Here is a 22,888-nt window from a genome sequence, read left to right on the forward strand (position 1 = left end):
CGAGGATGGGAATGACGGAACCATGTATCCCGAAACCACCCCGCCAATACTCCTGCGCGCGTCATGTTTAACAGAACATGAGGTGTGAAGTACAGGTAGATTCGGCAAAACGAAGGCTAGAGCCATACAGAGAAAAAAAAAAAGGTATGCCAACGGATATGTCGCGTGGCTGAAAAACTGGATATGGTGAGAATGCTTGCACAGAAGCGAACTGACGAACTTCCGAATGTACAGGTCTACAGTTAGAGCACACGGAAACGTGTGTACCATCAGACGATGGGGTGAGTGGCGTAAAGTAAAATTTTCTGCTCTGAAATACGCTATGCCAAACTATGGTGGCATTGGTCTCACAGGCTTAGAGGAAGCACCTAAGTTCAGAACGGATAGCTAGGTTATAAGGGACTTGGAAAACAAGGGACGTTGCTGGAAGGGCTGTTTACCCGAAACGGTTGCAATAAGGCACTTGCCGAAATGAATTTATCCTTGTGAGGGCAGGGGTATGACTGATGAAACCTCTGTAATCGAGGTGGAGGAATAGCCCCAAGTCTAATTGAAAAGAACGATCATTTTCCATACTAGCGGGGACCCTGCGATCCGTTGGCAGGTGATGCGTGACCTAACCGAAGAGCCCGATGACTGTGTTGCCGCAGAGCGGTCGCGGATTGTCTCGGAAGGTTGGGGTGCCCGGGTTCTCGGCCTGCAATCTTCCGAGGGCAACTGGGGCGGTGACGCCGACGCACGGAACTGGCTATGCACGAGCTACACCTTGCTGCTTTTGAAGGACCTAGGCTTGGATCCGTCGGGTGAGGAAGCCCGCAGATCGATCGGCCTAGTGCGTGACCACATCACCTGGCCGCGGCAAATGGGCGGCCGGCCCTACTTCGACGGCGAGACCGAGGCCTGTGTCAATGGTTGGATCCTTGGAGTGGGTGCTTACTTCGGAGAGGCAAGCGGTCGGCTAGTCGATCGACTCCTCGGTGAGCAGCTTGAGGACGGAGGCTGGAATTGCAACGCCCCTCAAAGTCGACGATCCTCGTTCCATAGCACCATATGTGTCTTGGAAGGACTATTAGAGTACGAGAAGGCTAAGGGTGAAACTGCTGCGGTGACCGAAGCCCGCGTCCGGGCACAAGAGTACCTTCTGGAGCGTCGCATGTTGAGGTCCCTGTCATCCGGCGAGGTGATCGATCCAAATTGGACGCGTTTCTCGTTCCCAACCACGTGGCATTACGACTTGCTGCGGGGTCTGGATTACTTACGCAGCGCCGGTGTCGAACCCGATGAACGGGTCACTGAGGCCGTCGGTCTGGTGGCGAAGAATCAAGACCAAAACGGGAAATGGCCGCTCGAGAACTCTCACCCCGATCGAGTTCACTTCGACATGGAAGGTGTGGAAGGCGAGCCTAGCCGCTGGAACACTCTCCGCGCCTTACGAGTGCTGGACTGGTATTCAACACGACACTAATGTACCCGATGGAAGAGGGCATATGCTGATTGATTCAATAAATGAAATATTAAGTGGTAAAGTTTCGAACTTATACTTAATCAGTGATACGCTTAAACCGAAAGATGGAGTTGCGAATATTATCCTCAACTCATCATTCAATAACGTTTTAGCTAACGAGGAACTTTAGTGCAGGAGCTGCTTAGACGGCTCTTTTTTTATTTATTGTACAAACGAGCAGCATAGTTTAATCGCTTCGCGAATATTTCAATTATTGAGTATTAAATTTCCCGTTATTACCAATTAAAAATAACTATTAGAATTGAGTGATTTTGGGAGAAGGGGGAGAACATCGTGAAGAAACAAAGTCTTATTTTTATTATGCTATTTTTAGTACTCTCGTTGTCAGCTTGTTTGTCGTCAAAAGTCGCTTTAAACACGCCGAATCCATCGGAACCGCCATCAACGTCTGCACCAGAAATCACGCCCACGCCTACACCCATATCCGCGCCATCGCCCTCAGATTCACCGCTCGCGGTGTCGCCAACACCTGCAGCAAGTCAAGCACCTGCATTTGATCCCCCACTACACTTCGATTATCCAGATGCAGTACGTGGAATTTATGTAACAGGTTGGTCAGCTGGGGGGGCCATATGTCTAAACTTCTATCACTTGTTGATAACACAGACCTAAATGCAATGGTGATAGATATAAAGGATGATGACGGCTATATCACATTTAAACCTGAGGGCAAATTTGCAGAATTTGGCCAACCTTACATAAAAGATCCCCAAGCACTCATGAAAACTCTTGAACAGCATAAAATTTATCCTATCGCACGTATTGTAGCCTTTAAAGATACGGTTCTGTCGAAAAAACGTCCAGACCTTTCTTATTTAGACGGCAACAGTGTTTGGCGTAATGGAAAAGGTGACGGGTTTATCAACCCATTCCTTCAAGAAACATGGCATTATAATGTTGATGTTGCAAAATTAGCTGCAGAACTTGGGTTTAAAGAGATCCAATTTGACTATGTTCGATTTCCGGAAGGTTTTGAAAGTAGGGACAAAGTTCTTAAATATTCATTGGGCGACTACAAGGATAAAAAACCAACTAAGTTTGTGCAAGAAGAAAAAGATTATTCTGAAGCCTCTAAGAAATATCAAGACGATTTGACTTCTTTACAAATAAAGTTGACAGATGCTACGAATACCTACAATTCAGCAAAAGCCGATGAAAATAAAAAAGCACTGGACGATGCTCAAAAGAGCATGTCTGATCTAAAAAAACATGCACCCCAAGCACCGGATTTTAGCGATAAAGCACGTATGACACAGCTTCGTGTTGATGCTGTCAGCGACTTTGTCGCATATGCCAGAGAACAACTAAAGTCGTATAAAGTAAAAGTGTCTGTTGATATCTTCGGATATACGGCTACATTGCCTGAAGCTCCAGGTATCGGTCAGAACTTTAACCGCATTTCTAGCTCAGTAGATGTAATTTCGTCTATGATTTATCCAAGTCATTGGTCTAATGGTTATTTCGGAATTCCAAAACCAGATAAAGAGCCTTATAGACTTGTTACCGAATATATGAAGGCTGAAAAAGAGAAGTTTGCACAGCTCCAGACTCCCCCCTTATCACGTCCTTGGCTTCAAGATTTTACAGCAAGCTGGTTAGGTGCTGGCAATTATATTAAATATGGCAAGGCTGAAGTAGATGCACAAATTAAAGCCTTAAAAGATGCTGGTGTTAATGAATACCTAATCTGGAATGCTAACAATTCCTATACAGAAGGTGTAACCTATATACCAGCTGAATAACACAAAAACAAGGCTGCCGCGGAACCAACCGGGCAGCCTCATTGAACTAAAGGGCAGCAATTCTCCATAGAGGGAGTTTAGTGCAGGAGCTGACTAGGCTCCTTTTTGGATTCTTCAATAAACTCAAGCGAAATTCGGTTGCCGGATTCTAGGCTATAATCTATGATAGCAATACGTCAAAGGTATAGAGCATTTCTTGGTAATGAGGAATGCTTTTTATCTTTGTCTAAAATTCAAGGGATATTTATATAACAACAATAATATAATAATAATCGGTAATTATATATTGTAAAACGATAAATCATGTATTAAAATCAATGACAATAACTAAGTGAGGTGCATTTTATGAAACGAGAAACACTCTTTTTAAAGGTAGTTGTTTTTCTTATTGGAATTCCGATTCTTGCTTTGTGTATATTTTTGGTGCCAGAGATAGCGAATTTTGCAGCAGAATTGTATCCAGATCATACTTATATGAAATATCTCGTTTTAATCGATTTGTATGCAACGGCGATACCTTTTTACTTTGCTCTGTATCAAGCTTTTAAACTTTTAAGCTATATTGACAAGAACAAAGCTTTCTCGGAATTATCTGTACAAGTTTTAAAGAATATAAAATACTGTGCAATCACAATCAGTATCCTATATGTGGTAGGCATGCCACTCTTCTATCTCATGGCGGAGAAAGACGATGCCCCAGGTATAATTGTAATCGGAATGGTCATGATTTTTGCCTCCATGGTTATTGCAGTCTTTGCTGCTGTTCTTCAAAAGCTTTTAAAAAATGCCATAGATATAAAATCAGAAAATGACTTAACGGTCTGAGGTGAATAACATGGCGATTATCATCAATATTGATGTGATGTTGGCTAAACGGAAAATGAGCGTAACAGAACTTTCGGAGAGGGTTGGAATCACGATGGCTAATCTCTCTATATTGAAAAATGGAAAGGCAAAAGCGATTCGATTATCCACTTTAGAGGCGATTTGTAAGGCTTTAGATTGTCAACCTGGAGATATTTTAGAATACAGAAGTGACGAAGACACTCAAGCATAATAAAGTTTGGTTAATAAACATTGTGGAGGAAAGTAGGACTTAATATGACAATTAGGGGAGGTATAACCATGGGCATTAACAATCTGATTATTGAAAATATGGCTAATCCCCAAGAGCTGGAGAGAATGTTTAGAAAAGAACCCGAAACTTTTAAAAAGTCATTCTCCTACGCCTGGGAACAAAACCCTGATTCGCAGGTTCTTGCCGTTTGGTATGAAAGATTGCATTTCAAGGAGACTGTACATACAGAAAAAGCTTCCTTGTTTCAGAAAGATTTCTTATCCATGGGAATTTTAGCAATTCTGGCCGGGATTAGTACAAGGATCATTTTTCATTTTGTCGAACAGCAAGCTATAGCCCCTATTAACCTTGTATTTGGAATTCTTCCCTTAATTGCCATCTATTTTGTATTCAATAATTTCCCTAAAAAAAATGTTCTTTACACCCTAGTATCGTCATTCCTAATCTCCGGGTTTTATCTGAATATGCTGCCACTAGAGCAAAAAGACAGTATTATCCTGGCGTATATACACCTTCCCATATTCTTGTGGGTAGTAGTAGGGCTTGCATTTACAGGAAATGAATATGGCAGAGGCAGCATAAGATTAGCCTATCTTAAATTTAATGGGGAACTTTGCATACTCTACGCCAGTATGGCAATAAGCGGAATGCTGCTAACCGCATTAACCATGCAGTTATTTAGATTTGTCGGCATGGATATATCTGATTTTTATTTCAAAAATGTCGTTTTATTTGGTGCTGCCGCACTCGCTATAGTGGCTACTTACCTGGTATCAAGGAACCTTAAACTTGCAAAAAATATAGCGCCATATATAGCCAAAATTTTTAGTCCTCTTGTACTGGCAACATTGTTGGTCTATCTTATAACGGTTATTTGGGTCGGGAAAAATCCATTCTTGGACCGCAATTTCCTCCTATCCTTCAACGGAATACTCCTTAGTGTATTGGCCGTCACCATATTCTCCATTACCGAAAGCGGCACAGACGAGAAAAAGAACATTTCTGATTATATAAATTTTGCCCTAATTGTTCTTGCTCTTATCATTGACAGTGTGTCTTTATCAGCCATAGTGTTCAGGCTTTCTTCTTATGGGATTACGCCCAACAGACTTGCTGTTTTAGGCGTAAACATACTTATCTGGGCCAATCTAATTTGGATTATGCTCTCCTATATGCGTTTTCTACAAAACAAAACCGGACCGTTGGCCATCCAAGATGCCGTTACTAAGTATTTGCCGGTCTACGGGCTTTGGGCAGCTTTCGTTACATTTGCTTTTCCTTTAATTTTTTATTAGAAAGGCCTGTTAATGTAAAATCTGAGCTACCTTGCAGCAGCTCCTTTTTTTGTTAGATTTTACGCTTAAACCGATGATAAATCGCAATAGACGTCGGACGAATGCGATGTATCCGGAAAAGGAAGGCGTCTGGGAAGAGTTTGAAGCTAGTCATACAGGTGAGAAATATCTCGATGGGAAGGTCATCATTGACCATTTTGAAGGAATATTCCCGGATGGTGAAGTCCGAAAAGGGATGACGATACGCGCTTATGACGAGGAAACGCAGCAGTGGTCGTTGGTATGGCTGGATAATCGCAACCCTCATGATTTTAGACCGCTGATCGGAAAGTTTGAAAATGGAATTGGTGTGTTTAATCAAGTGGTAGAAACATCAGACGGAAAGCCGCTGCACATGAGATTCACTTGGGATGAGATCACGGAGAATACCGCTCGCTGGCAACAGGCCTTTTCGTTTGATGGCGGCAACAACTGGGATACCAATTGGATTATGGAGTTTACGAGAAGATAAACGCTCACACACCCAACTTCTTGCACTTAATCGTTTCTCTCGCGGTTCGATGAACTAACGGGAAACGCTAGCTTCATAACAAAGTTCATGTAGGCTGTCGGGGATCGGTGGCCTATTGTGCTAATGGGCAATATAGAACAGTAAATATATATTGGTTACAAATGGAAAATATAGCACCATTCATTCAATCAGTTATTGAATTGGTGAAAAAGCTAACGAGAAACAAGAGTTAAGTAAATGTAACATGATTGAAATCTTATTTTCATGTGGCATTAATTAATCAAGCTTATAATAAAAGTCGACCCCCTTTAAAATATAAAACTTAGACCCTAAGCCCGTTGCTGTGGCTTTTTTTGCCCACCAAAACTGAGTCATGATCAAAAAGCTTCGGCATTATCGCGCCGAGGCTTTTTAACATTTAGTCAAAGAGCCAAATGGCATAAAGTGTTGTCATACATTGCTAACTAACGTTTTCATGCGGAGTTTAAAAATGTTGTTGACACGACACCAAATGGTGACCTATAATCAAAGCGTCACTAAATGGTGTCCAATTAGTAATTAGTCATTTGGAAAGTTTGGAGCAAGAATATAGTTCACTTGAATCAACAATTATGAGGAGGAAAGAAATGAGTAAGATTATCGGTGCGGAAACGATCACGAAAGTAGAAACCCAGCCTCAAGGAAAAATTATTGCATATTGGTCAGTCACATTACTACTCGCAGCAGCAGTTATGTTAAGTGGTATCGGGCAACTGATGCAATATGGGGGAAACATCGAGCTAGTGAAGAATCTTGGTTACCCATTATACGTCTTGACCATTCTCGGGACTTGGAAAGTGCTTGGAGCCATTGCTCTCGTCGTGCCAGGTTTTCCTCGGCTTAAAGAATGGGTTCACGCAGGTATCTTCTTTTTAATGACCGGTGCGGCTGTATCTCATGCGTTTGCTGGCGATTATGGGTTTCCTATTATCCTTCCGCTTTCATATGCTGCACTAAATATCGCCTCCTGGGCGCTACGTCCGAAGAGCCGCATGCTTTAAGGAGGTGGTAAAATCAACGGCTCTCCCTTCGTACCACCAATAAATTTCTACTACAGAAAATAATATTTTGGAGTGGGTGCTATGAGCGAAAACAACCAATTGCGGGATGTTTTTGACGCGATTGCAGATCCGACTAGGCGCCGACTAATTCGTCTGTTAGCAGAGGCTGAAGAGATACCGCTTCATGAATTAACGGCACAGTTTCAAATGGGCCGTACAGCGGTATCCAAGCATTTGACAATCCTTAAAGAGGCCGGACTGGTACTTGATCGAAAAGTCGGCAGAGAAACGCGATTTAGGTTAAACGCCTCTCCACTCAGAGAAATTCAAGATTGGGTGGCTTTCTACAGCAATTTTTGGCGTGCGAATATGTTGCGCTTGAACCAACTACTAGAGGAGGAAGAAGAATGAGTTTAACATTAACCTTGGATTTTCAGTACAAGACATCGATTGAGAAGCTTTGGTCCGCCTTAACCGATTCAAGCAAGCTTGCCAAGTGGGTGGTCAACATCCACACCGGTCAGGCGATGGATAATGATTTTAGGCCCGTTGTAGGACACCGTTTTCAGTTTCGCACTCAGCCGTCTGAATATTGGGATGGCATTATTGACGGCGAAGTGCTTATCGTGGACGCACCAAACCGGGTGTCTTATACTTGGGTCAGCGGAGGAGAGAAGCACACGGTCACCTGGACGCTGCAGGATTTAGGGGATGGAAAGGTTAACCCTCATCTCGAACAAACCGGATTCGCCAATGCTCAAGGTCTCGAAGGCGCTAGGTATGGCTGGGGTAAATGGTGCGGCGAGCTTGAAAAGGTGTTGGTACAATAACCGCAATCGAAACAGAGCCATGGCGGGATTCCTGCCGTGGCTCTGTTGTCACTTGCCGATGTAAATATGATCGGTTGCTTTTCTTGGATACCCGTTTTTGTGGGACTTAGTAAGGGCGATAATTATAATCATCATTATGAAGTCTTATTTTTGGCTGGTTACTGATGACCTACCAAATAGGTTTGGGGATATTCCGAGAAGGCATCAAATATTGGTCAAAGTAGTATCATTTCTTGTTTCCATCGTTACAGTAGGTTTTCTTCTGAGCGTTATGAAAGCGGTAAAATCAAGAGGAACGGAGCATTACGGGAGGAATAACACGAGATGCTCCGTTTCTTCATTAATGCCTTTAATCAGATCAACAAATGAACCCAACCTCTTTGATTTGGAGTTCTTTGCTTTGGGATAAAAATTTACAATACAAAAAATTGAGTAATAAACACAACGCCCGTCACTGACTTAATCTCAAGTATAATACCTGTGCGGTCACCCTGTACAGATACCAAACTATTGGCTGGCAGCAATGGTGATATTAATGCGCGAAGTATGGTATTGTTTCTATTTCTTGCAGCTAGGACGAGTTGGGTGGCGAATACGTTGTTACTGCTAATTTTACGGTATAACGGCAGAATCCTCTTAGAAATGCTTCTCAGGCTGATTACCGTTAAGCGGACTCTCCCTTTTGTGTTAGTCGCATTTTCTACTTGATCCGCCGGAGCCGGAGCCTTAAAGCCGATGCTAAATCCAAATCTATTGGTTCCAAAATCGTTGAAACCAGATGTAACTTCCTTGAATAAACGATTGAGTGAATCCAAATTATTGTTCCGGATCGCGATGGTTAAGCGTGTTGCATATACCGGATTACAAACAATTTCACGGTAAATTGGGATCGTTTTCGTAGCCGCTTTTCGCAGCGCTACTACCGTTAATATACTCAATTTAAGTTCCAACTCCCCTCCTATTAAACTTATATAGTATATTGAATTCTTATAGTTTGGATTGGGTAGTTATATTGGGAGAATATATATTTGATGAACAAGTCTATGTCCAGAATTATCCGTTCGAGTTCTTCTTTTTTCTTTTTCATAGTGCGTCGAGCGAAGCTTGCTAATTTCTCAGGATCTTCTTCACCGTCTGCGATGGCGTGAAGCATGTCTTTGGACGAGACCCCCATAATATCTGAAACCACAGATCCCAGTTTGATATTTGCTCCCTCTAGCACTTTTTGAATCCGATTATGTTGTCGGGCTCGTTCTTCAATGATGCTTCGGCGATAGCGAACTAGTTCTCTTAATTCTCGTTGAATTCGGTTCGGAATGAAACTAGCTTTTAGAAGTCCATGACGAAGAAGTTGGGCGATCCATTCAGCATCTTTGACATCTGTTTTACGTCCTGGGAGAGCTTTCATATGCTGAGCATTCACGACAAGAAACTCAATATCTTCAGCTTCTAATAGGTTAGCAATTGGTTTCCAGAAAACGCCTGTACTCTCCATCGCTACGTGGGTACACCCATGCTTTTTAATCCAGTCAATTAACTGGAGTAGAAATACGGTTTTAGTAGAAAACGATTGAATCTCCTTTCCTTCAGGTGTCATCGTACATGTGGTAATGGAATCCTTATGTACATCCATACCACATGCTCGCTCAATGATAATATCCATTGAAATAATCCTTTCTACGGCTCTGAATATTGGGCTGGTGCAAAAACCAAAATAGGATTAATCTACCATGCGTGCTTCCCGAAAGGGAGCGACATTCTGTGATCCACCGTGGTCGTTGGAGTCAGACTAACGGATGGGCTCTAACACACCATAGTTGATCGACCTTCCTCACCCAGCCGTAGTAGCAGTATTGACGGATTTTATCCATTTTCATCCTCTGTGGTGCAGCGCTGATATTGCGCTGCATGTATGGCTAACGGGAAACTATAGTGGAAGGGCTTGCTTCGCGGCAGCTCTTCTTTTTGTTTATGGAAGTAACGGGAAGTTATGTTCGTGTTGAGTTGCGGTCATAATAAGCATAAAGAGTTGGTGACAATAGAACCATGCTACATGTGCAACTCAGCAGGGGGGAGACAAATGAATAAAGTTTTTAAAGCATTGATTATTATCTTATCAATAGTTGTAGTAAACGTTTTTCTATGGATAAATCGATTTCCGAATTTACATGGAAACGATGTAGATAAAATAACTATATCGGATTCAAAGGGAATGGTTCTTTTCCGTGAAGACAAAAAAACAAAAAATGCCATGCAGCAGTATTGAATGCATTTAAAATAACCGATAAAGTAGTTGAAAGAAATCAAATTGATCCAAACTATTGGGTGCATATCGAAACCATAACAGGGAGTTCAATGGACAAACAGGTATGGCTTAAAAAGGGAGAAACAGCTACCTTCGTTGATGGTTCCTTGAGTGATCCATTGTCTATGTTGCAATCATATCCCATCCCTGATCTCGAAAGGGATAAATTGCTCTCACTTATAGGAGCAAACAATGCTCAATAAAAACTCTTCTCGCTAAACGATAACGTTGGTTCATTAAATGTAATAAAGTTGAAATGTTATTTTCATACAGCATTAATGAATCAAGCCTATAATAAACACTGACCCCCTTTAAAATATAAATTTTAGACCCGCAGCCCGTTGCTGTGGGTCCCTTTTTGTTGTTGACTGAGTTAACAGGCAGTTATGCGTAATAATTCTCTTGTTCATATGGATAATTTTGGTGTACGATATAAGAGCATTAGTTCTTATATATGAATTTAGGAGTTGAGTTAGGATGCCTTATCTTCAGTTTCATAACTTAGAAATGTATTATGAACAAATGGGTACCGGTGATCCAGTTTTGTTTTTACATAGTGGCTTTTCACGGGGAATATTAGCTTTCGCCAGTCAAATACTCGATTTTCAAAGGAAGTACACCTGTTATTTTCCAGACTTTAGAGGGCATGGTCGAACCCAGAGTTACAGCCTTGAATGGAGTACCCCGCGGCATGTTGAAGACATCATAGAATTTATGGATCAACTACATATTTCCAATGCACATGTTATTGGATATGGTATGGGAGGAGGAGTTGCGCTCCATTGTGCTGTCAGTCATCCTCACAGAATTGCATCATTGACGTCAATAGGTCAATGTGGTTTTGTCGCGTCCAAAAGATCGGAAGAGTTTGAACCGGAGTGGCTTTTACAAAACGGTCACAATGATTTTATCAATTCCATGATAGAAAGACATATGGACGCGCATCAAGGTAACTGGCAGGAATTCTTGCGGCAAAAGGTTAAAGATTGGCGGACGTATCCGCGGCTAAATGACGAAGAACTAAGCAGTATCGCCTGTCCCATTCTCTTTATTGCTGGGCAATATGACGAGCTCGCACCTGAGGATGATTTAAAGCGTTCAGCTGCTCTGATCCATAACTCTCGTTATGTGATAGTGCCAGGTTCCAGTCATAGACCTCATATGAATGGAGAAAATCCTGTATTTGTCAACGATACCATATTGAATTTTATAGAAACTCAACACTCATGAGGGAGGGGGAAAAACGATGCCATACCTACAGGTTAAGGACTTGGAGATGTTCTACGAAAAAATGGGCTTGGGGGAGATTGTAATCTTTCTGCATAGCGGGTATTCCCGGGGCATCTTGGCTTTCGCGAGTCAAATGCTAGATTTCCAAAAGAAATACACCTGTTTTTTTCCTGACTTCCGAGGACATGGCAGGACAAAATGCGAAACTCTTGAATGGTCTACGCCTAAAATTGCTGATGATATTTTGGAATTTATGGATAATATGGATATCTCAAAAGCCCATTTGATTGGTTACAGCTTGGGAGCAAATGTCGGTCTGTATGTTGCCGTTAATAACTCCGATAGAGTAGCTACTCTTACTACTATTGGTTCAAGCGGTTTTTGTGATCCAACTGGTGTTGAAGAATTTGAACCAGAATGGCTTGTTAAAAATGGGAAGCAGGATACGATTAATCAAATGATTGAAAGGCACATGGAAGCACATAAAGGTAATTGGCAAGAACATATGAGACAATCCGCACGAGATTGGTGTCTATACCCGCAACTATCAGAGGAACAACTCAGCAGTATTAAATGCCCGACCTTATTTATCACTGGTGAACATGACCAATTTGTCGGCGAGGAAAAAATCAGACACTTGAGTTCCCTTGTTAAGGGATCAAAGTATCTTATTGTCTCGAACGGCAGCCATAGACCTCATATGTTAAGGGAGAACCCTTTATTAGTAAATGATGCGATTCTTCAATTTCTAGACACTAATTCAATGTAAGGGATTCCTCTTAATCATATCAGGATAGATCGATGGGAATTGGAGTTACGCTAACGGAGAACGATAGCTCATTAAAACAGTGGTAGTCTAGAACTTTATTTTCTCGTCCAAGGCTGCCGCTGTTTCTTTTATTGGGGTCAGTCTAAAACTTATTTTACGAAGGCTGCCGATTTTGTAATTCTAAAACCCGCGTGGGATCAGCAACTCCAGTCTAAAACTTTATTTTCAACGAACAGCAAGACAGTTTAGGATGAGAGGGCTGGCAAGTAGCTCTCTTTTCTATTGCGTGCATAGATAGGTAAATTATGGTAATAATGACCTTTGTGTAAATTTGATATGACAAGGGGAACTTCTATGCACTTTGTAATAGGCTTCATCATCATTGGGGCAGCTTATCGGTGGGGGGATTGGCGGAACTGGAAGAAGTATCATTCGACCATGATGTACTTTGCGCTGGGGAACTTACTGTACCACTATCTCTGTGCCAACCATCTGTTATGGCAGTTAATGCCTGACTTTTCCCTTAGTCATAGTATAACCGAAATGATCTATACCTTTATTGTTTTCCCGGCTACAGCGCTGCTATTCCTAACGAACTATCCAGAGGGTCGGATGAAGGTCGTCTTTCACTATATCCAATGGGTACTCATTTACGGCGGTACAGAATACGTTTTGCATATGTTCGGGCGAATTCAGTATCAATATGGCTGGGGGTTTTGGTGGTCCTTGTTATTTGACTGCACGATGTTTCCTATGTTGAGACTTTTCTCGGTGAAGCCCCTGCTGGCGTATTTAGTTTCAGCTGTGCTTACGGTCTTCTGGGTGGTGCTGTTGAAGGTTCCGGTGAATGTGCCAATTGAGCTTAGGGGATCGTAGCGCCCTATAGCTGATCTAGATGCAAAAAGTGCATGTGATTTGTAAGGAATTGATGGCAGAAGGCAGTTGTTCTGCACAACATGCAGGTCATTTGAGCGATATGGCTTGGAATCGGAGTGAAATGAGGTAATTACCTGTAGGAAATGCAGGTTGTGATTTATGCGAAGGATGTGCCGGAAAGCATGGGCCCTGCTGAATAACAGCAGGGCAAAGATAAAAGTCTTACGTTTCAGTTTTATATTTTAGCGTTGGCTTTCAGTAAAAATTTTGAAAGGTCACTCCGAATTTGTCAGTTACATCACCAAAACCTGGGCTAAAGATTATTACAGTGGTACTACTAAGAAAGAGGTCTGTCTTAAAAAAATGGTAGTGAAACAGATTTAAAAAAGTCATTTAACAATAATGAATTTACTATCGAGGGGTTAAACGCTAATAACATTGATTACTCAGAAAGTTCATTTACTAGTTTTATAAATACTCAAGAAAAACTGTAAGAGGACAAGAACATATATCTATAAAGTTCCGCGCGTAGCGCGGTTTTTTTATTTTAAGGATACAAGTTCTTGTCTTTTTCGCAAGACAAGAACTTGTATCCTTTACCGATATTGGACAAGAACATACATCCTTTGCCATGGTCGATTTAGAGGCATAACATTACACATTAATGGTGTGTTATGAGATCACCATTATATACTATATATGGCATCATTTAATGAATAAACAAAAAAACTTGTACTAAGAACATATATCTTATGCCGAATTATAGTACAAGAACATATAACCATTACTGTAAATATAGTCAAGAACTTATATCGTAACTGATTTTTTAGACAAGAACAACGTACTATTGCCGCAATGTGAAATGAAGTAACAAGTAATTGTTAACAATCTCTTCTGTGATGGTTAGTCGGAGGTCAGTGACTGTTGAGCTAAAGGGCAGCATTCTTCAATTGCCATTGATGGCTAGAATAAATCTCGTCCGCCACATTGACGACCCGCGTCGAATCGCTCTGCGCAGTCAGACAGCACCATTATTCAATTACTTTTTCGTTGCATTGTACATATTTTTTACGTATACATCGACTTCATCTCTTGACATGCGTAAGCGATTAATCAAAATTGGGAGGTTGACCAGGCGGATTCCAACTCCAAACCTGCAAGATCGTGCTGCAAGAGACTGGGGAAAACAGAACTTCATCAAATTCGTAACTTGAATGAAGATGGAGAAGGCGGAGTCGCAGTCGCTGATCGACCATTCCGACAACACCGTCGAGCGGGTCGCGGAGCTGCTCGGCTACGACAACAAAACTATTTCGTTAAGCTGTTCAAGCAGCATTACGACTTTTCCCAGCTCCAAGGAAACAGCATTATGCCGGTCGCGATGAATAGAAAGATCAACATCCACTTCAAATATCCATGAATCCGGCCCGTTTCGCCGAAACTACTTCGGTCTCATCTATCATCTAGCACATGGAAGAATAAAAGAATAATAAAAGCTTCAGGACGCGTTCCGCGTTTCAGCCGCAACGGCGCGCTGCGCCCTGTCCGCCGGCAGCAGCAAGATCAAGACTGCTAGGAGAGAAGCCGTCAGGAAAATAGCAGAACCCACGAGCGAGACGGAGATCGCATGGGCAAAAGAAGTACCCGAAGGAACTGCCGGACGGTTCGCCGCCTCGAAGACGGCGGTCAGAACCGCGAGCCCTAGCGATGCGCCGGTCTGATGAGCGACGTTGACGAGCCCTGACGCCGCTCCTGCATCTTTGGCCTCTACGCCTGACAACCCCAGCGTCGTGAAGGGCTGGAAGATCATCCCGGCACCGCACCCCATGACGATCAAAGGGAAAAACAAATGAGGGAAAAAGCTCGAATCAGCCGAAATGAGGCTCAGCCAGCTTGTTCCAGTGATCGCGATTATCAATCCGGCGATCAGTACTTTAGCATTCCCGAATCGGGCAACGAGCGAAGGCATGGCATACATCATCCCGAATTGAACGGCCGTGAACGGCATGATTGCGAGTCCGGCCTCCAAAGAATCGAAATGAAGGACGTTCTGTAGAAATTGCGGAACGAAGAAAAAGATCGGATAATTCCCGCACAAGAGCAACAGCCTACCCAAGTAGGCTCCGGAGCGCGTTCGGCTCGCGAACAGGTGAAGAGGCGTAATTGGCTCTTTCGCCCGTGCTTCAACCCGTACGAAAGCCACTAGCGAGATACCTCCGAGAGCAAGCGAGCCCCATACTTCCGGCGCTTCCCATCCGACAGACGCGGCTTGAACGAAGCCGAATGCCAGCGCCGTCATGCCGATCACCGACGTCAAGGCTCCCATGAAATCCAGTCGGCCCGCTTTCGTTTCCGTCTCCTGCATATATCGAGGCACCATAAGAAGCAGAGCGACGCCGATCGGAACGTTGAGGAACATCCCAGCGCGCCAAGAGATCAGATCCGTCAACAATCCGCCGACGATTAGACCGACGCTGCCGCCGGCTCCCGATACGGCGCTGTAAACGGCGATCGCTTTCGACCGTTCCCGGGCTTGCGAGAAGCTGACGGACAACAAGGCGAGAGCAGACGGCGTCGCCATCGCTGCCGCCAATCCTTGCAAAGCGCGAGCCACAAGCAGAAGCGAAGCGGACGGCGCCAAGCCGGCCAGCATCGAGGCCAGCGAAAACAAGGCGATCCCCGCACTGAATGTTTTTCTCCTTCCTAGGATGTCCCCTGCACGAGCGCCTAACAACAAGAAGCCTCCGAACGCCAAAATATAAGCGTTCTGCACCCAAGTCAAAGCGGCCGTCGACAGATGGAGTGTGCGGCCGATTTCGGGTAACGCGGTAACCAAGACGGAAGCGTCGAGCACCATCATCAACTGACAGGCGACGATCATCGCCAAAATAATTCGTTTCGAATGTTCATTCAAGAGGATAACCTCCCTTTCATGTTATAAAGGTTATTATGACGCGAATTAGCATCGGGAAGTAGCTCGTTTCTGCTAAAAAATTGCTCAATACTGCAATAGTAAAATTCTTATAGTTCGATAAACAGGTTGGCGTTCTTAGAGGAAGCGCGTATAATGGGAGAAGAAATACGGGATGGAGGGACGTTTCCATGCAAACGAAATTGAATCAATTACTAAATATGGTCGATTCCCTTAATCTTTCAGAGGGGCGTACGGAGACGTCCGTACCTTTTTTTTCGCTGGTCCGGCGCAACCGACCAACGGCGATCATACCCGGTATTCTCACCCCCTCTTTTTGCCTGATTCTACAAGGGGCCAAGAAGCTTCATCTCGGTCAGGACACGATCTATTATGGCGCGGGCGACTATTTGGTTTCGTTGATCGATATACCGGCCTCCGGTCAAGTCGTCGGCGCTACGCGGCAATCGCCTCATATTGGCTTGCGAATCGATGTAACGGCGGAAGAGATTGCTTCTGTCATGATGGATACTGGTATCAGCGTGAAACCGCTCGACAGAAAGCTAGGACCTGGAGCTTATGTAGGCAAATCCGATGAGCACTTGCAGCTCTTATTCATCCGTCTGTTGGAACTGAGAGGCAAACCAGAGGTGGAAATCCGCTTTCTATCTTCGCTGATCAAGCGCGAGATGATTTTCCGCTTACTTACGGGAGATTATGGACACTTGTTTGTCCAAAGTGTCTTCATGGACCAGCAGAACGAGGGGATCAGCAGAGCCATTGAATGGATAAAAGAGAATTACAACAGAACCTTTACAATCGAAGAGGTGGCGAGATCGTCCAAAATGAGTGTCTCAGGACTCCATCACAAATTCAAAGCTGTCACGACGATGGCTCCCCTGCAATATCAGAAGCAACTCCGCCTCCAAGAAGCAAGACGCCTCATGCTGAACGGCTCCACGAACGCGACGGCCGCCGCGCTGGAAGTCGGATACGAGAGCCCAGCTCAATTCAGTCGGGAATACCGCCGGCTCTTCGGGCTTCCTCCGCTTCAAGATATAAAAGCATTTCACAGAAAACCAGTACCAGAAGAGTTCGAGACCAGCTAAAAACCTTCAATTCCGAATGTGGACTTGAAGGTTTCGTTTATCCAAAAAGACGGGTGTGAATCTTTACCTGATGGTCCTGGCAGGAAATGAGAATAAGAAGCTGAATACGATGATCGCTTCAAGCAAGCTTTTCAATTTCATTACGTTAGATGTAAACGATGAGAATGTGAAAAAATTGATCGATGGCGGACTGGTGCTGCCGATTAAAAATTGGCAGAACAGTATCAAAAATATTAGGGATCAGCAGATTACACTGTAAGAGTGAATTAAAGACGTACTCAGCTAACGGAGAACGATAGTTCCATACTGAAAGGGCTGCCGCGTGGCAGTCTTTCGTTCCGTTAACGGGCAGTTTTCTTCATAAAGGTTATGATTTTATATTGAAGAATGTATAAAATGCTGTTAATCTTATGGAAATATTTTGTATAGGGGGGTTATTGAATGAGCATTAAACCAACCGATCCGATACTATATACGATACCTGAGAGCTTTGAAAGTAAGCGATTGCTTATAAGAGCCCCATTATGGGAAGATGGCGAAAGGGTAAATGAGGCAGTTAAAGAAAGTATTGAAGAATTGCGTCCCTGGATGCCGTGGGCTAGGAACATTCCTACAATTGTAGAGTCTGAAATAAGTATCCGACGATCTAGGCTTCAATTCTTGGATCGTACCGATCTAAGATTACTCCTTATTCTGAAAGAAACAGGTCAATTAATTGGTAGCAGCGGTCTACATCGAATTGATTGGCAATCACGAAAATTTGAAATTGGTTACTGGGTGCGTACATCTCTTGGCAATCAAGGATATATTACTGAAGCAGTAGAAGCTATTACAAACTATGCTGTACATGAGTTACAAGCTAATCGAATTGAAATCCGATGTGATGGACGCAATGTTCGAAGTTCACGAATTGCCGAACGACTGGGATTCACATTAGAAGGAATTCTTCGAAATGATAAGTGTGATGTAGACGGTTCATTGAGAGATACTATGGTGTTTTCTAAAGTTCGCGGTGTGGAGTTTTAATTGTTTGTCCAACCCTTTTACTTCATGCGGTAATTCTGTATCTCAAAGACCGTCTGAAACTCGACGTCTCACCAGAGAAATCGCAAATCATTAACCTGCGAAAAAGAGAGTCGGAATTTCTTGGTTTTACAATCCGAGCGAACAAAAAGGGTCAAAAGCGAGTAGCGCATACGGGCATCAAAGCGGGTAAAAGGCAGAAAATTAAAAGCGAAGCCAAGAAACACATTCTCAGAATGAGGACTTCGCCAACGGCTCTAAACGCTGCTCGGTTCAACAGCTTCGTTTTAGGAATTCACAACTACTTCAATCGGGCAACACATGTAAGTGTTGCGTTCTCACGTCTTGCCTACGATCTACGTGCCTTCATGTACAATCGTCTTAAACAAATCGGGAAATACGAACATCCTGCAAACCCACCGCCAACGTACAGTAAATTTTACAGCTTGGGCTGCAGGACTTTTAAAGTAGCAGATGTCTATTTATATCCTCTTACGAATGTGAAAACAAAGAATACGATGGGCTTCAGTACAGGTCTTTCGCTCTTTACGACAGCAGGCAGAGAACAAATACACAAAAAGCTTCGACCAGATTTACGTCAGGAAATTTACTTACTAACGAAATCTAGCATCCTGAATCAGAGTGCCCAATATATGGATAATCGGATCAGTCGGTATAGTATGAAGATGGGGAAATGCGAAATTACAGGCATGTATCTCTTCGCATCCGATGTTCATTGCCACCACTACATCCCGTTGCACTTAGGGGGAACCGACAAGTTTAATAACTTACGTATCCTCCACAAAGAGGTGCAACAACTTATACTTCTAACTCAGATACAGACGATTGACGTACTCAAGAATAGACTGGGTCTAACGGAATTGATGATGAACAAGATCAACAACTACCGTGAAAAATATGCTTTAGAACCAGTTTAACATATCCCAAATCAATGAGTAACGAGGAACTTATGATCAAGTACATTTAATTAGAGGGAACGCGGAGTGCTTGGAAACTGGCACGCTCCGTGTGGAGCAGGGGAAAAGCTGGAGATTACATCAAATGCTTACCTATTGCAACCAAGTGTTAAGTAAATGTAACATGATTGAAATCTTATTTTCATGTGGCATTAATGAATCGAGCCTATAATAAAAGTCGACCCCCCTTTAAAATATAAACTTAGACCCTCAGCCCGTTGCTGTGGGTCTCTTTTTGCTATTAAACTAAAGGGCAGGTTAATGCTGAAGAAAGAGCAATTTAAGGGATCTTAAAGAATGTATCAGTAGAGATCATGGTTCGAAATGCTGAAGGTTCCGGTTAGAATGATTTTAACCAAATGAAGGCAAACTATATACGACTGGCTTACTAGTATATTACTGTAACGGAGGAAGCTTATGCCTATTTTTAAACCTTCCCAAATTGCGCGTTCAATTTATGAGATAGACGGAGATGCGCTTCAGCGGGCAGGAATTAAAGGAATAATACTTGACTGGAATAATACAATAATGAAAAAGAATGCTGAGTCTGTATCGGATTCGCTGAAAACATGGCTTAAAAACTTTCAGTCCCGATATGCAATAAAGCTAATTATCGTCTCGAACAGCAAACCTCCGATACAAAAACATGGGCTGATAAATGAGATTCCAGCTTTGTTCGAGGCGGGTAAACCGAAGAAAAAAGCATTCTTTGCCGCATTGGATATACTTGGAACCCGTAGAAATGAGACAGCAGTTATTGGTAATGGCATTATTACTGATTTATGGGGCGGAAACCGATTAGGGATGTACACGATTTTCGTATCTCCTTCATGGACGAAACCTCGGTTTATAGGGGTGGTAAAACGTCTAGTGGTAAAAGTACTTCGAGTATAGACGAACATAAATGTTAAACTGCTTGAGCACGTTCAACTCGCGAAACGCTGGCTTGATTTCATTTGGCAGTTGAATCGAGTGGCTGTTGTTGCTCTATCATAGAGAGGACACCTCTTCTGTATGGTAGTGGAATGGCTCCACCAATACATATTGAGTAACGCAGTCATGTCGGCTGCGTTTTTTTATTTGTTCGGATCTTCAAAATGGGGGAACCCAGAGTTTAGTTCGTACACAAAAGTAGTAGTAGGAAATTAAGAATTAATGATTATGTCAACATTTAGTTGTGTAATGTTAACCTTAGAGCAAGGCGATTCGCAAATTCAAATCATTAACATTTCTTCCAAAAACAGTTGAAAGGTTCATCAATCGGTTATGTTTCTCATATAATATTCAATAAGATCTTTTCGACGAATAATTCCTATGAAAATACTTTCGTCATCTACAACTGGAACAAAATTTTGATCGGCTGCTAGCGTTCTAGCCCATTTCTACACGTATCTCGGTCTTACCCCTTTTTCAGGTCAGAAACACTTGTCACAGTAAGAATCTAAAGTCTAAATTTATTTTCAAAAAACAGTTGATATGGACCTTCCCACGCTCAATTCAATAAACAAACGAAATTTATGTTTACAAAAAAGCCATGCTAGATAGAGTGCCCACGGGTGCTTTTTTTATTGCCAATCGAAAGGGTGTGAATCGCGTTGGATATGTTCAAGTTACGACAATACTTCTACTATCTTAATATCGCCGCCGCGGTAGACTGGAACCGGAGTGATTGCGCTATTGGGCAGCTTAGTAGAGTAATGGTTATCGTATTTGGATTGACAATATCAACGTATGTTATCATGATATTAAGCTATGAATAAGTTAAAAGCTAAGCTAATACTTGGAGGGAGTACCCATTAATAACGCCGCCCTGAATGATGCAATGACCATGTTGAAGAAAACGAGCCGTACTTTTTATATACCTATTAGTTACTTGGATTTAGGATTGAAGGAGGCTGTAACATCTGCCTATCTGTGTATGCGGGCTATAGATGAAATCGAGGATCATGATGAACTCACAGACCAATTGAAAGTGGAATTATTACTCGGTATACACGAGGCATTCCAATCCCCACATATTATCGAAGCAACACAAAAATTACTATCGCCGTATGGGGCAGTATTACCGGCAGTTACAATGCAACTCGATGAGTGGGTGCTTCTTTGTCCATCCTCCGGAGCTCCAATCGTATATAGTTACATCGCAAAGATGTCGTTACAAATGGCCGAATGGGTTCAGAACGGGTGGAACATTCATACGGAAGAGGATTTGGACCGCTATACCTATAGCGTGGCTGGTATGGTTGGAGAAATGCTATCAGAACTATGGTTGTGGCATGACGGGACGCAATCCGATCTAACGAAGGCGATTGCCTTCGGAAGAGGACTGCAGGCGGTAAATATCCTCCGAAATAGAGTGGAGGATCTTAAACGTGGCGTTGACTTCTTTCCTGACGGTTGGGGATTCAAGGAGATGCAACAGTACACACGTCGCAATTTACAACTCGCCGACACTTATATCGCAGACCTGAAGGAAGGTCCAGCGTTGAAATTTTGCAAGATACCATTAGCGTTAGCTCATGCTACGGTAAACCTACTCGCTGTTGGTGGAAACAAATTAACGAGAGATGCGGTTCTAAAAATTGTGAGTCGTGTGACTGGATAACATGATTGTCCATATGTAGACGTAAATAAGAAGCCGGTATCTGCGAGTACCGGCTTTTTTTCTGTTTTGTTGAACTAAAGGGCAGAATTGCTCAATAAATCGTCATGGAAACATATAATGCCTTGATTACGTTTAAACATTTAAAGAAGCACATGTAGAAATCAACGCTTGATTAATTTTTATAGTATTTAAAGCTTGAAAGTTAGGGGGGACGCTCATGCTCAAGTTTTTGAATGTCTTGCTTTTATTAGTTGTATCAGTGTCGATTTTTGCTGGATGTTATACTGAAAAGTCATACAAAACACCTGAACAAGCATTCGTTGCTACTGGTATTAAATCAAAGGGTATTATCAAAAAAGTGGAATTAACTGATGGTGCAATTATTTTTTATGAAGGTTTGAAAAATGATGTAGGTGTTGGTTTGGATAGGAATTATGATGGTAATTGGAAATGGATCATGGGGTCAGGGATGGTTAATAAGGATATTGAACCTATTTCGTTTTCATGGGCTAATCTTGACCAAATGAGAGGGGCAGGTAAGGGATACCATTTATTCTGGGGTAGCGTAAACAACGAAGAAATAAATAAATTACACATCGCTTACAATAACGGCTGGAATCTTAATGAAGATGCAATATTATTTGACTCGGGTTTAGGCTTTAGAATCTGGTATGTTATCTCAACAAATTATTATGGAACAGTGCCAGGAGTAAATGCAACGGGTTATGATAAAGAAGGCAAAAAAGTGTATCAAAATTATTAGTCTAATCATTCTCTATCGCTTATTACAGTCGGAGATGTTACGCTAACGGAAACTATAGCTCAATAAATATCAGGAGAAGGCTATCGACAGAAATGAATCGGCAGCCTTCTACGTTAACGGGCAGATTAATGGAGTGTTGAATTAATAAATGTTCTAGTATTTTGGTATGGATCAGCGTACCCATTACAAGAATAGGGCAACCGTGTCGGTTGCTCTATTCTTGTAATGTCAGCATTAAATCCTTAATTACTAGGCTAAATAAACCGATATTACAACTATAGTATTTAACTATTCATATC

General features: G+C 42.5%; 25 protein-coding genes and 1 pseudogene. 21 read left to right on the plus strand and 5 right to left on the minus strand.

Translation table 11 applies throughout. From position 1 onward, the window contains the following. Window positions 1–550: 550 nt before the first annotated feature. Window positions 551–1,465: a hypothetical protein gene (locus tag QFZ81_RS02470; RefSeq protein WP_307448605.1), complete on the plus strand. Its 915-nt coding sequence runs from the start codon at window positions 551–553 to the stop codon at window positions 1,463–1,465. A gap of 275 nt (window positions 1,466–1,740) precedes the next feature. On the opposite strand, the gene QFZ81_RS02475 is transcribed toward QFZ81_RS02470, so the two are convergent. Then, complete coding sequence (locus QFZ81_RS02475; protein ID WP_307448602.1) at window positions 1,741–1,947, minus strand: hypothetical protein; 207 nt, start codon at window positions 1,945–1,947, stop codon at window positions 1,741–1,743. Between the two features lie 150 nt (window positions 1,948–2,097). On the opposite strand from QFZ81_RS02475, the gene QFZ81_RS02480 reads away from it, so the two are divergent. The 8 genes from QFZ81_RS02480 (at window position 2,098) to QFZ81_RS02515 (ending at window position 8,021) form a co-directional block, all read left to right on the plus strand. Next, entirely contained in the window at window positions 2,098–3,267 is a 1,170-nt protein-coding gene (locus tag QFZ81_RS02480; protein WP_307448599.1) for a putative glycoside hydrolase, read from the plus strand. Between the two features lie 345 nt (window positions 3,268–3,612). Then, window positions 3,613–4,092 carry a DUF2975 domain-containing protein gene (locus QFZ81_RS02485; RefSeq protein WP_307448597.1) on the plus strand — a complete coding sequence of 160 codons (480 nt, stop codon included), beginning with the start codon at window positions 3,613–3,615 and terminating at the stop codon, window positions 4,090–4,092. Between the two features lie 10 nt (window positions 4,093–4,102). Continuing rightward, a complete protein-coding gene (locus QFZ81_RS02490; RefSeq protein ID WP_307448594.1) occupies window positions 4,103–4,324 on the plus strand; it encodes a helix-turn-helix domain-containing protein in 222 nt (73 codons plus the stop codon). A 68-nt stretch (window positions 4,325–4,392) separates the two neighbouring features. Next, a complete protein-coding gene (locus QFZ81_RS02495; RefSeq protein ID WP_307448592.1) occupies window positions 4,393–5,640 on the plus strand; it encodes a DUF4153 domain-containing protein in 1,248 nt (415 codons plus the stop codon). A 49-nt stretch (window positions 5,641–5,689) separates the two neighbouring features. Continuing rightward, entirely contained in the window at window positions 5,690–6,151 is a 462-nt protein-coding gene (locus QFZ81_RS02500; protein ID WP_307448589.1) for a hypothetical protein, read from the plus strand. Between the two features lie 626 nt (window positions 6,152–6,777). Continuing rightward, the gene (locus QFZ81_RS02505) at window positions 6,778–7,191 is read left to right on the plus strand and encodes a DoxX family protein (RefSeq protein ID WP_307448585.1); all 414 of its coding nucleotides are present in this window, start codon (window positions 6,778–6,780) and stop codon (window positions 7,189–7,191) included. An 81-nt stretch (window positions 7,192–7,272) separates the two neighbouring features. Further along, a complete protein-coding gene (locus QFZ81_RS02510; protein ID WP_307448582.1) occupies window positions 7,273–7,602 on the plus strand; it encodes an ArsR/SmtB family transcription factor in 330 nt (109 codons plus the stop codon). Further along, window positions 7,599–8,021: an SRPBCC family protein gene (locus tag QFZ81_RS02515; RefSeq protein WP_307448579.1), complete on the plus strand. Its 423-nt coding sequence runs from the start codon at window positions 7,599–7,601 to the stop codon at window positions 8,019–8,021. The genes QFZ81_RS02510 and QFZ81_RS02515 overlap by 4 nt, the downstream gene beginning before the upstream one ends. A gap of 413 nt (window positions 8,022–8,434) precedes the next feature. Here the strand turns inward: QFZ81_RS02515 and QFZ81_RS02520 are convergent, their stop codons facing one another. Further along, window positions 8,435–8,971, minus strand: coding sequence for a hypothetical protein (locus QFZ81_RS02520; protein WP_307448576.1), 537 nt, complete (start codon window positions 8,969–8,971; stop codon window positions 8,435–8,437). Window positions 8,972–8,988: 17 nt separating this feature from the next. Next, the gene (locus QFZ81_RS02525) at window positions 8,989–9,684 is read right to left on the minus strand and encodes an IS110 family RNA-guided transposase (RefSeq protein ID WP_373462707.1); all 696 of its coding nucleotides are present in this window, start codon (window positions 9,682–9,684) and stop codon (window positions 8,989–8,991) included. A gap of 417 nt (window positions 9,685–10,101) precedes the next feature. Here QFZ81_RS02525 and QFZ81_RS02530 point away from each other — a divergent pair, with 417 nt between their 5' ends. The 5 genes from QFZ81_RS02530 to QFZ81_RS02550 all read left to right on the plus strand — a co-directional run bounded on the left by QFZ81_RS02530 (window position 10,102) and on the right by QFZ81_RS02550 (window position 14,415). After that, on the plus strand, window positions 10,102–10,287 hold the full coding sequence (locus QFZ81_RS02530) for a hypothetical protein (protein ID WP_307448573.1): 186 nt from the start codon (window positions 10,102–10,104) through the stop codon (window positions 10,285–10,287). A gap of 516 nt (window positions 10,288–10,803) precedes the next feature. Beyond that, window positions 10,804–11,556: an alpha/beta fold hydrolase gene (locus QFZ81_RS02535; protein ID WP_307448568.1), complete on the plus strand. Its 753-nt coding sequence runs from the start codon at window positions 10,804–10,806 to the stop codon at window positions 11,554–11,556. A gap of 16 nt (window positions 11,557–11,572) precedes the next feature. Next, a complete protein-coding gene (locus tag QFZ81_RS02540) occupies window positions 11,573–12,325 on the plus strand; it encodes an alpha/beta fold hydrolase (RefSeq protein WP_307448565.1) in 753 nt (250 codons plus the stop codon). 354 nt (window positions 12,326–12,679) lie between these two features. Then, window positions 12,680–13,201, plus strand: coding sequence for a CBO0543 family protein (locus tag QFZ81_RS02545; protein ID WP_307448564.1), 522 nt, complete (start codon window positions 12,680–12,682; stop codon window positions 13,199–13,201). 917 nt (window positions 13,202–14,118) lie between these two features. Next, window positions 14,119–14,415, plus strand: a complete 297-nt coding sequence (locus QFZ81_RS02550; protein WP_307448560.1) for a hypothetical protein — start codon at window positions 14,119–14,121, stop codon at window positions 14,413–14,415. Window positions 14,416–14,699: 284 nt separating this feature from the next. On the opposite strand, the gene QFZ81_RS02555 is transcribed toward QFZ81_RS02550, so the two are convergent. Next, the gene (locus tag QFZ81_RS02555; RefSeq protein ID WP_307448557.1) at window positions 14,700–16,115 is read right to left on the minus strand and encodes an MFS transporter; all 1,416 of its coding nucleotides are present in this window, start codon (window positions 16,113–16,115) and stop codon (window positions 14,700–14,702) included. Window positions 16,116–16,303: 188 nt separating this feature from the next. Between QFZ81_RS02555 and QFZ81_RS02560 the strand changes: the two genes are divergently transcribed. The 5 genes from QFZ81_RS02560 (at window position 16,304) to QFZ81_RS02580 (ending at window position 20,115) form a co-directional block, all read left to right on the plus strand. Then, window positions 16,304–17,221 (plus strand): AraC family transcriptional regulator, encoded by a 918-nt coding sequence (locus tag QFZ81_RS02560; RefSeq protein WP_307448554.1) that lies wholly within the window; start codon window positions 16,304–16,306, stop codon window positions 17,219–17,221. 70 nt (window positions 17,222–17,291) lie between these two features. Continuing rightward, a complete protein-coding gene (locus QFZ81_RS02565; protein WP_373463623.1) occupies window positions 17,292–17,480 on the plus strand; it encodes a hypothetical protein in 189 nt (62 codons plus the stop codon). Window positions 17,481–17,662: 182 nt separating this feature from the next. Further along, window positions 17,663–18,247, plus strand: a complete 585-nt coding sequence (locus tag QFZ81_RS02570; RefSeq protein WP_307448550.1) for a GNAT family N-acetyltransferase — start codon at window positions 17,663–17,665, stop codon at window positions 18,245–18,247. Between the two features lie 233 nt (window positions 18,248–18,480). After that, complete coding sequence (locus tag QFZ81_RS02575; RefSeq protein ID WP_307448547.1) at window positions 18,481–19,182, plus strand: HNH endonuclease; 702 nt, start codon at window positions 18,481–18,483, stop codon at window positions 19,180–19,182. A 456-nt stretch (window positions 19,183–19,638) separates the two neighbouring features. Then, window positions 19,639–20,115 (plus strand): YqeG family HAD IIIA-type phosphatase, encoded by a 477-nt coding sequence (locus tag QFZ81_RS02580; RefSeq protein WP_307448544.1) that lies wholly within the window; start codon window positions 19,639–19,641, stop codon window positions 20,113–20,115. A gap of 362 nt (window positions 20,116–20,477) precedes the next feature. Here QFZ81_RS02580 and QFZ81_RS02585 read toward each other — a convergent pair. Next, window positions 20,478–20,591, minus strand: a pseudogene (locus QFZ81_RS02585) (CBS domain-containing protein); the annotation flags it as partial. A gap of 452 nt (window positions 20,592–21,043) precedes the next feature. Between QFZ81_RS02585 and QFZ81_RS02590 the strand changes: the two are divergent. Next, window positions 21,044–21,826 (plus strand): squalene/phytoene synthase family protein, encoded by a 783-nt coding sequence (locus QFZ81_RS02590; RefSeq protein WP_307450094.1) that lies wholly within the window; start codon window positions 21,044–21,046, stop codon window positions 21,824–21,826. Between the two features lie 217 nt (window positions 21,827–22,043). Continuing rightward, window positions 22,044–22,589 (plus strand): hypothetical protein, encoded by a 546-nt coding sequence (locus QFZ81_RS02595; protein WP_307448542.1) that lies wholly within the window; start codon window positions 22,044–22,046, stop codon window positions 22,587–22,589. Window positions 22,590–22,888: the final 299 nt, after the last annotated feature.

This window comes from Paenibacillus sp. V4I9, from assembly GCF_030817295.1.
Lineage (GTDB): Bacteria > Bacillota > Bacilli > Paenibacillales > NBRC-103111 > Paenibacillus_E.

Excerpts from the sequence above, each read along its gene's own strand:
- QFZ81_RS02475 (WP_307448602.1), bottom strand. The coding sequence starts at position 1,947 with ATGGGTGTAGGCGTGGGCGTGATTTCTGGTGCAGACGTTGATGGCGGT.
- QFZ81_RS02480 (WP_307448599.1), top strand. The coding sequence starts at position 2,098 with ATGTCTAAACTTCTATCACTTGTTGATAACACAGACCTAAATGCAATG.
- QFZ81_RS02485 (WP_307448597.1), top strand. The coding sequence starts at position 3,613 with ATGAAACGAGAAACACTCTTTTTAAAGGTAGTTGTTTTTCTTATTGGA.
- QFZ81_RS02490 (WP_307448594.1), top strand. The coding sequence starts at position 4,103 with ATGGCGATTATCATCAATATTGATGTGATGTTGGCTAAACGGAAAATG.
- QFZ81_RS02495 (WP_307448592.1), top strand. The coding sequence starts at position 4,393 with ATGGGCATTAACAATCTGATTATTGAAAATATGGCTAATCCCCAAGAG.
- QFZ81_RS02505 (WP_307448585.1), top strand. The coding sequence starts at position 6,778 with ATGAGTAAGATTATCGGTGCGGAAACGATCACGAAAGTAGAAACCCAG.
- QFZ81_RS02510 (WP_307448582.1), top strand. The coding sequence starts at position 7,273 with ATGAGCGAAAACAACCAATTGCGGGATGTTTTTGACGCGATTGCAGAT.
- QFZ81_RS02515 (WP_307448579.1), top strand. The coding sequence starts at position 7,599 with ATGAGTTTAACATTAACCTTGGATTTTCAGTACAAGACATCGATTGAG.
- QFZ81_RS02525 (WP_373462707.1), bottom strand. The coding sequence starts at position 9,684 with ATGGATATTATCATTGAGCGAGCATGTGGTATGGATGTACATAAGGAT.
- QFZ81_RS02530 (WP_307448573.1), top strand. The coding sequence starts at position 10,102 with ATGAATAAAGTTTTTAAAGCATTGATTATTATCTTATCAATAGTTGTA.
- QFZ81_RS02535 (WP_307448568.1), top strand. The coding sequence starts at position 10,804 with ATGCCTTATCTTCAGTTTCATAACTTAGAAATGTATTATGAACAAATG.
- QFZ81_RS02540 (WP_307448565.1), top strand. The coding sequence starts at position 11,573 with ATGCCATACCTACAGGTTAAGGACTTGGAGATGTTCTACGAAAAAATG.
- QFZ81_RS02545 (WP_307448564.1), top strand. The coding sequence starts at position 12,680 with ATGCACTTTGTAATAGGCTTCATCATCATTGGGGCAGCTTATCGGTGG.
- QFZ81_RS02560 (WP_307448554.1), top strand. The coding sequence starts at position 16,304 with ATGCAAACGAAATTGAATCAATTACTAAATATGGTCGATTCCCTTAAT.
- QFZ81_RS02565 (WP_373463623.1), top strand. The coding sequence starts at position 17,292 with ATGGTCCTGGCAGGAAATGAGAATAAGAAGCTGAATACGATGATCGCT.
- QFZ81_RS02570 (WP_307448550.1), top strand. The coding sequence starts at position 17,663 with ATGAGCATTAAACCAACCGATCCGATACTATATACGATACCTGAGAGC.
- QFZ81_RS02575 (WP_307448547.1), top strand. The coding sequence starts at position 18,481 with ATGAGGACTTCGCCAACGGCTCTAAACGCTGCTCGGTTCAACAGCTTC.
- QFZ81_RS02580 (WP_307448544.1), top strand. The coding sequence starts at position 19,639 with ATGCCTATTTTTAAACCTTCCCAAATTGCGCGTTCAATTTATGAGATA.
- QFZ81_RS02590 (WP_307450094.1), top strand. The coding sequence starts at position 21,044 with ATGACCATGTTGAAGAAAACGAGCCGTACTTTTTATATACCTATTAGT.
- QFZ81_RS02595 (WP_307448542.1), top strand. The coding sequence starts at position 22,044 with ATGCTCAAGTTTTTGAATGTCTTGCTTTTATTAGTTGTATCAGTGTCG.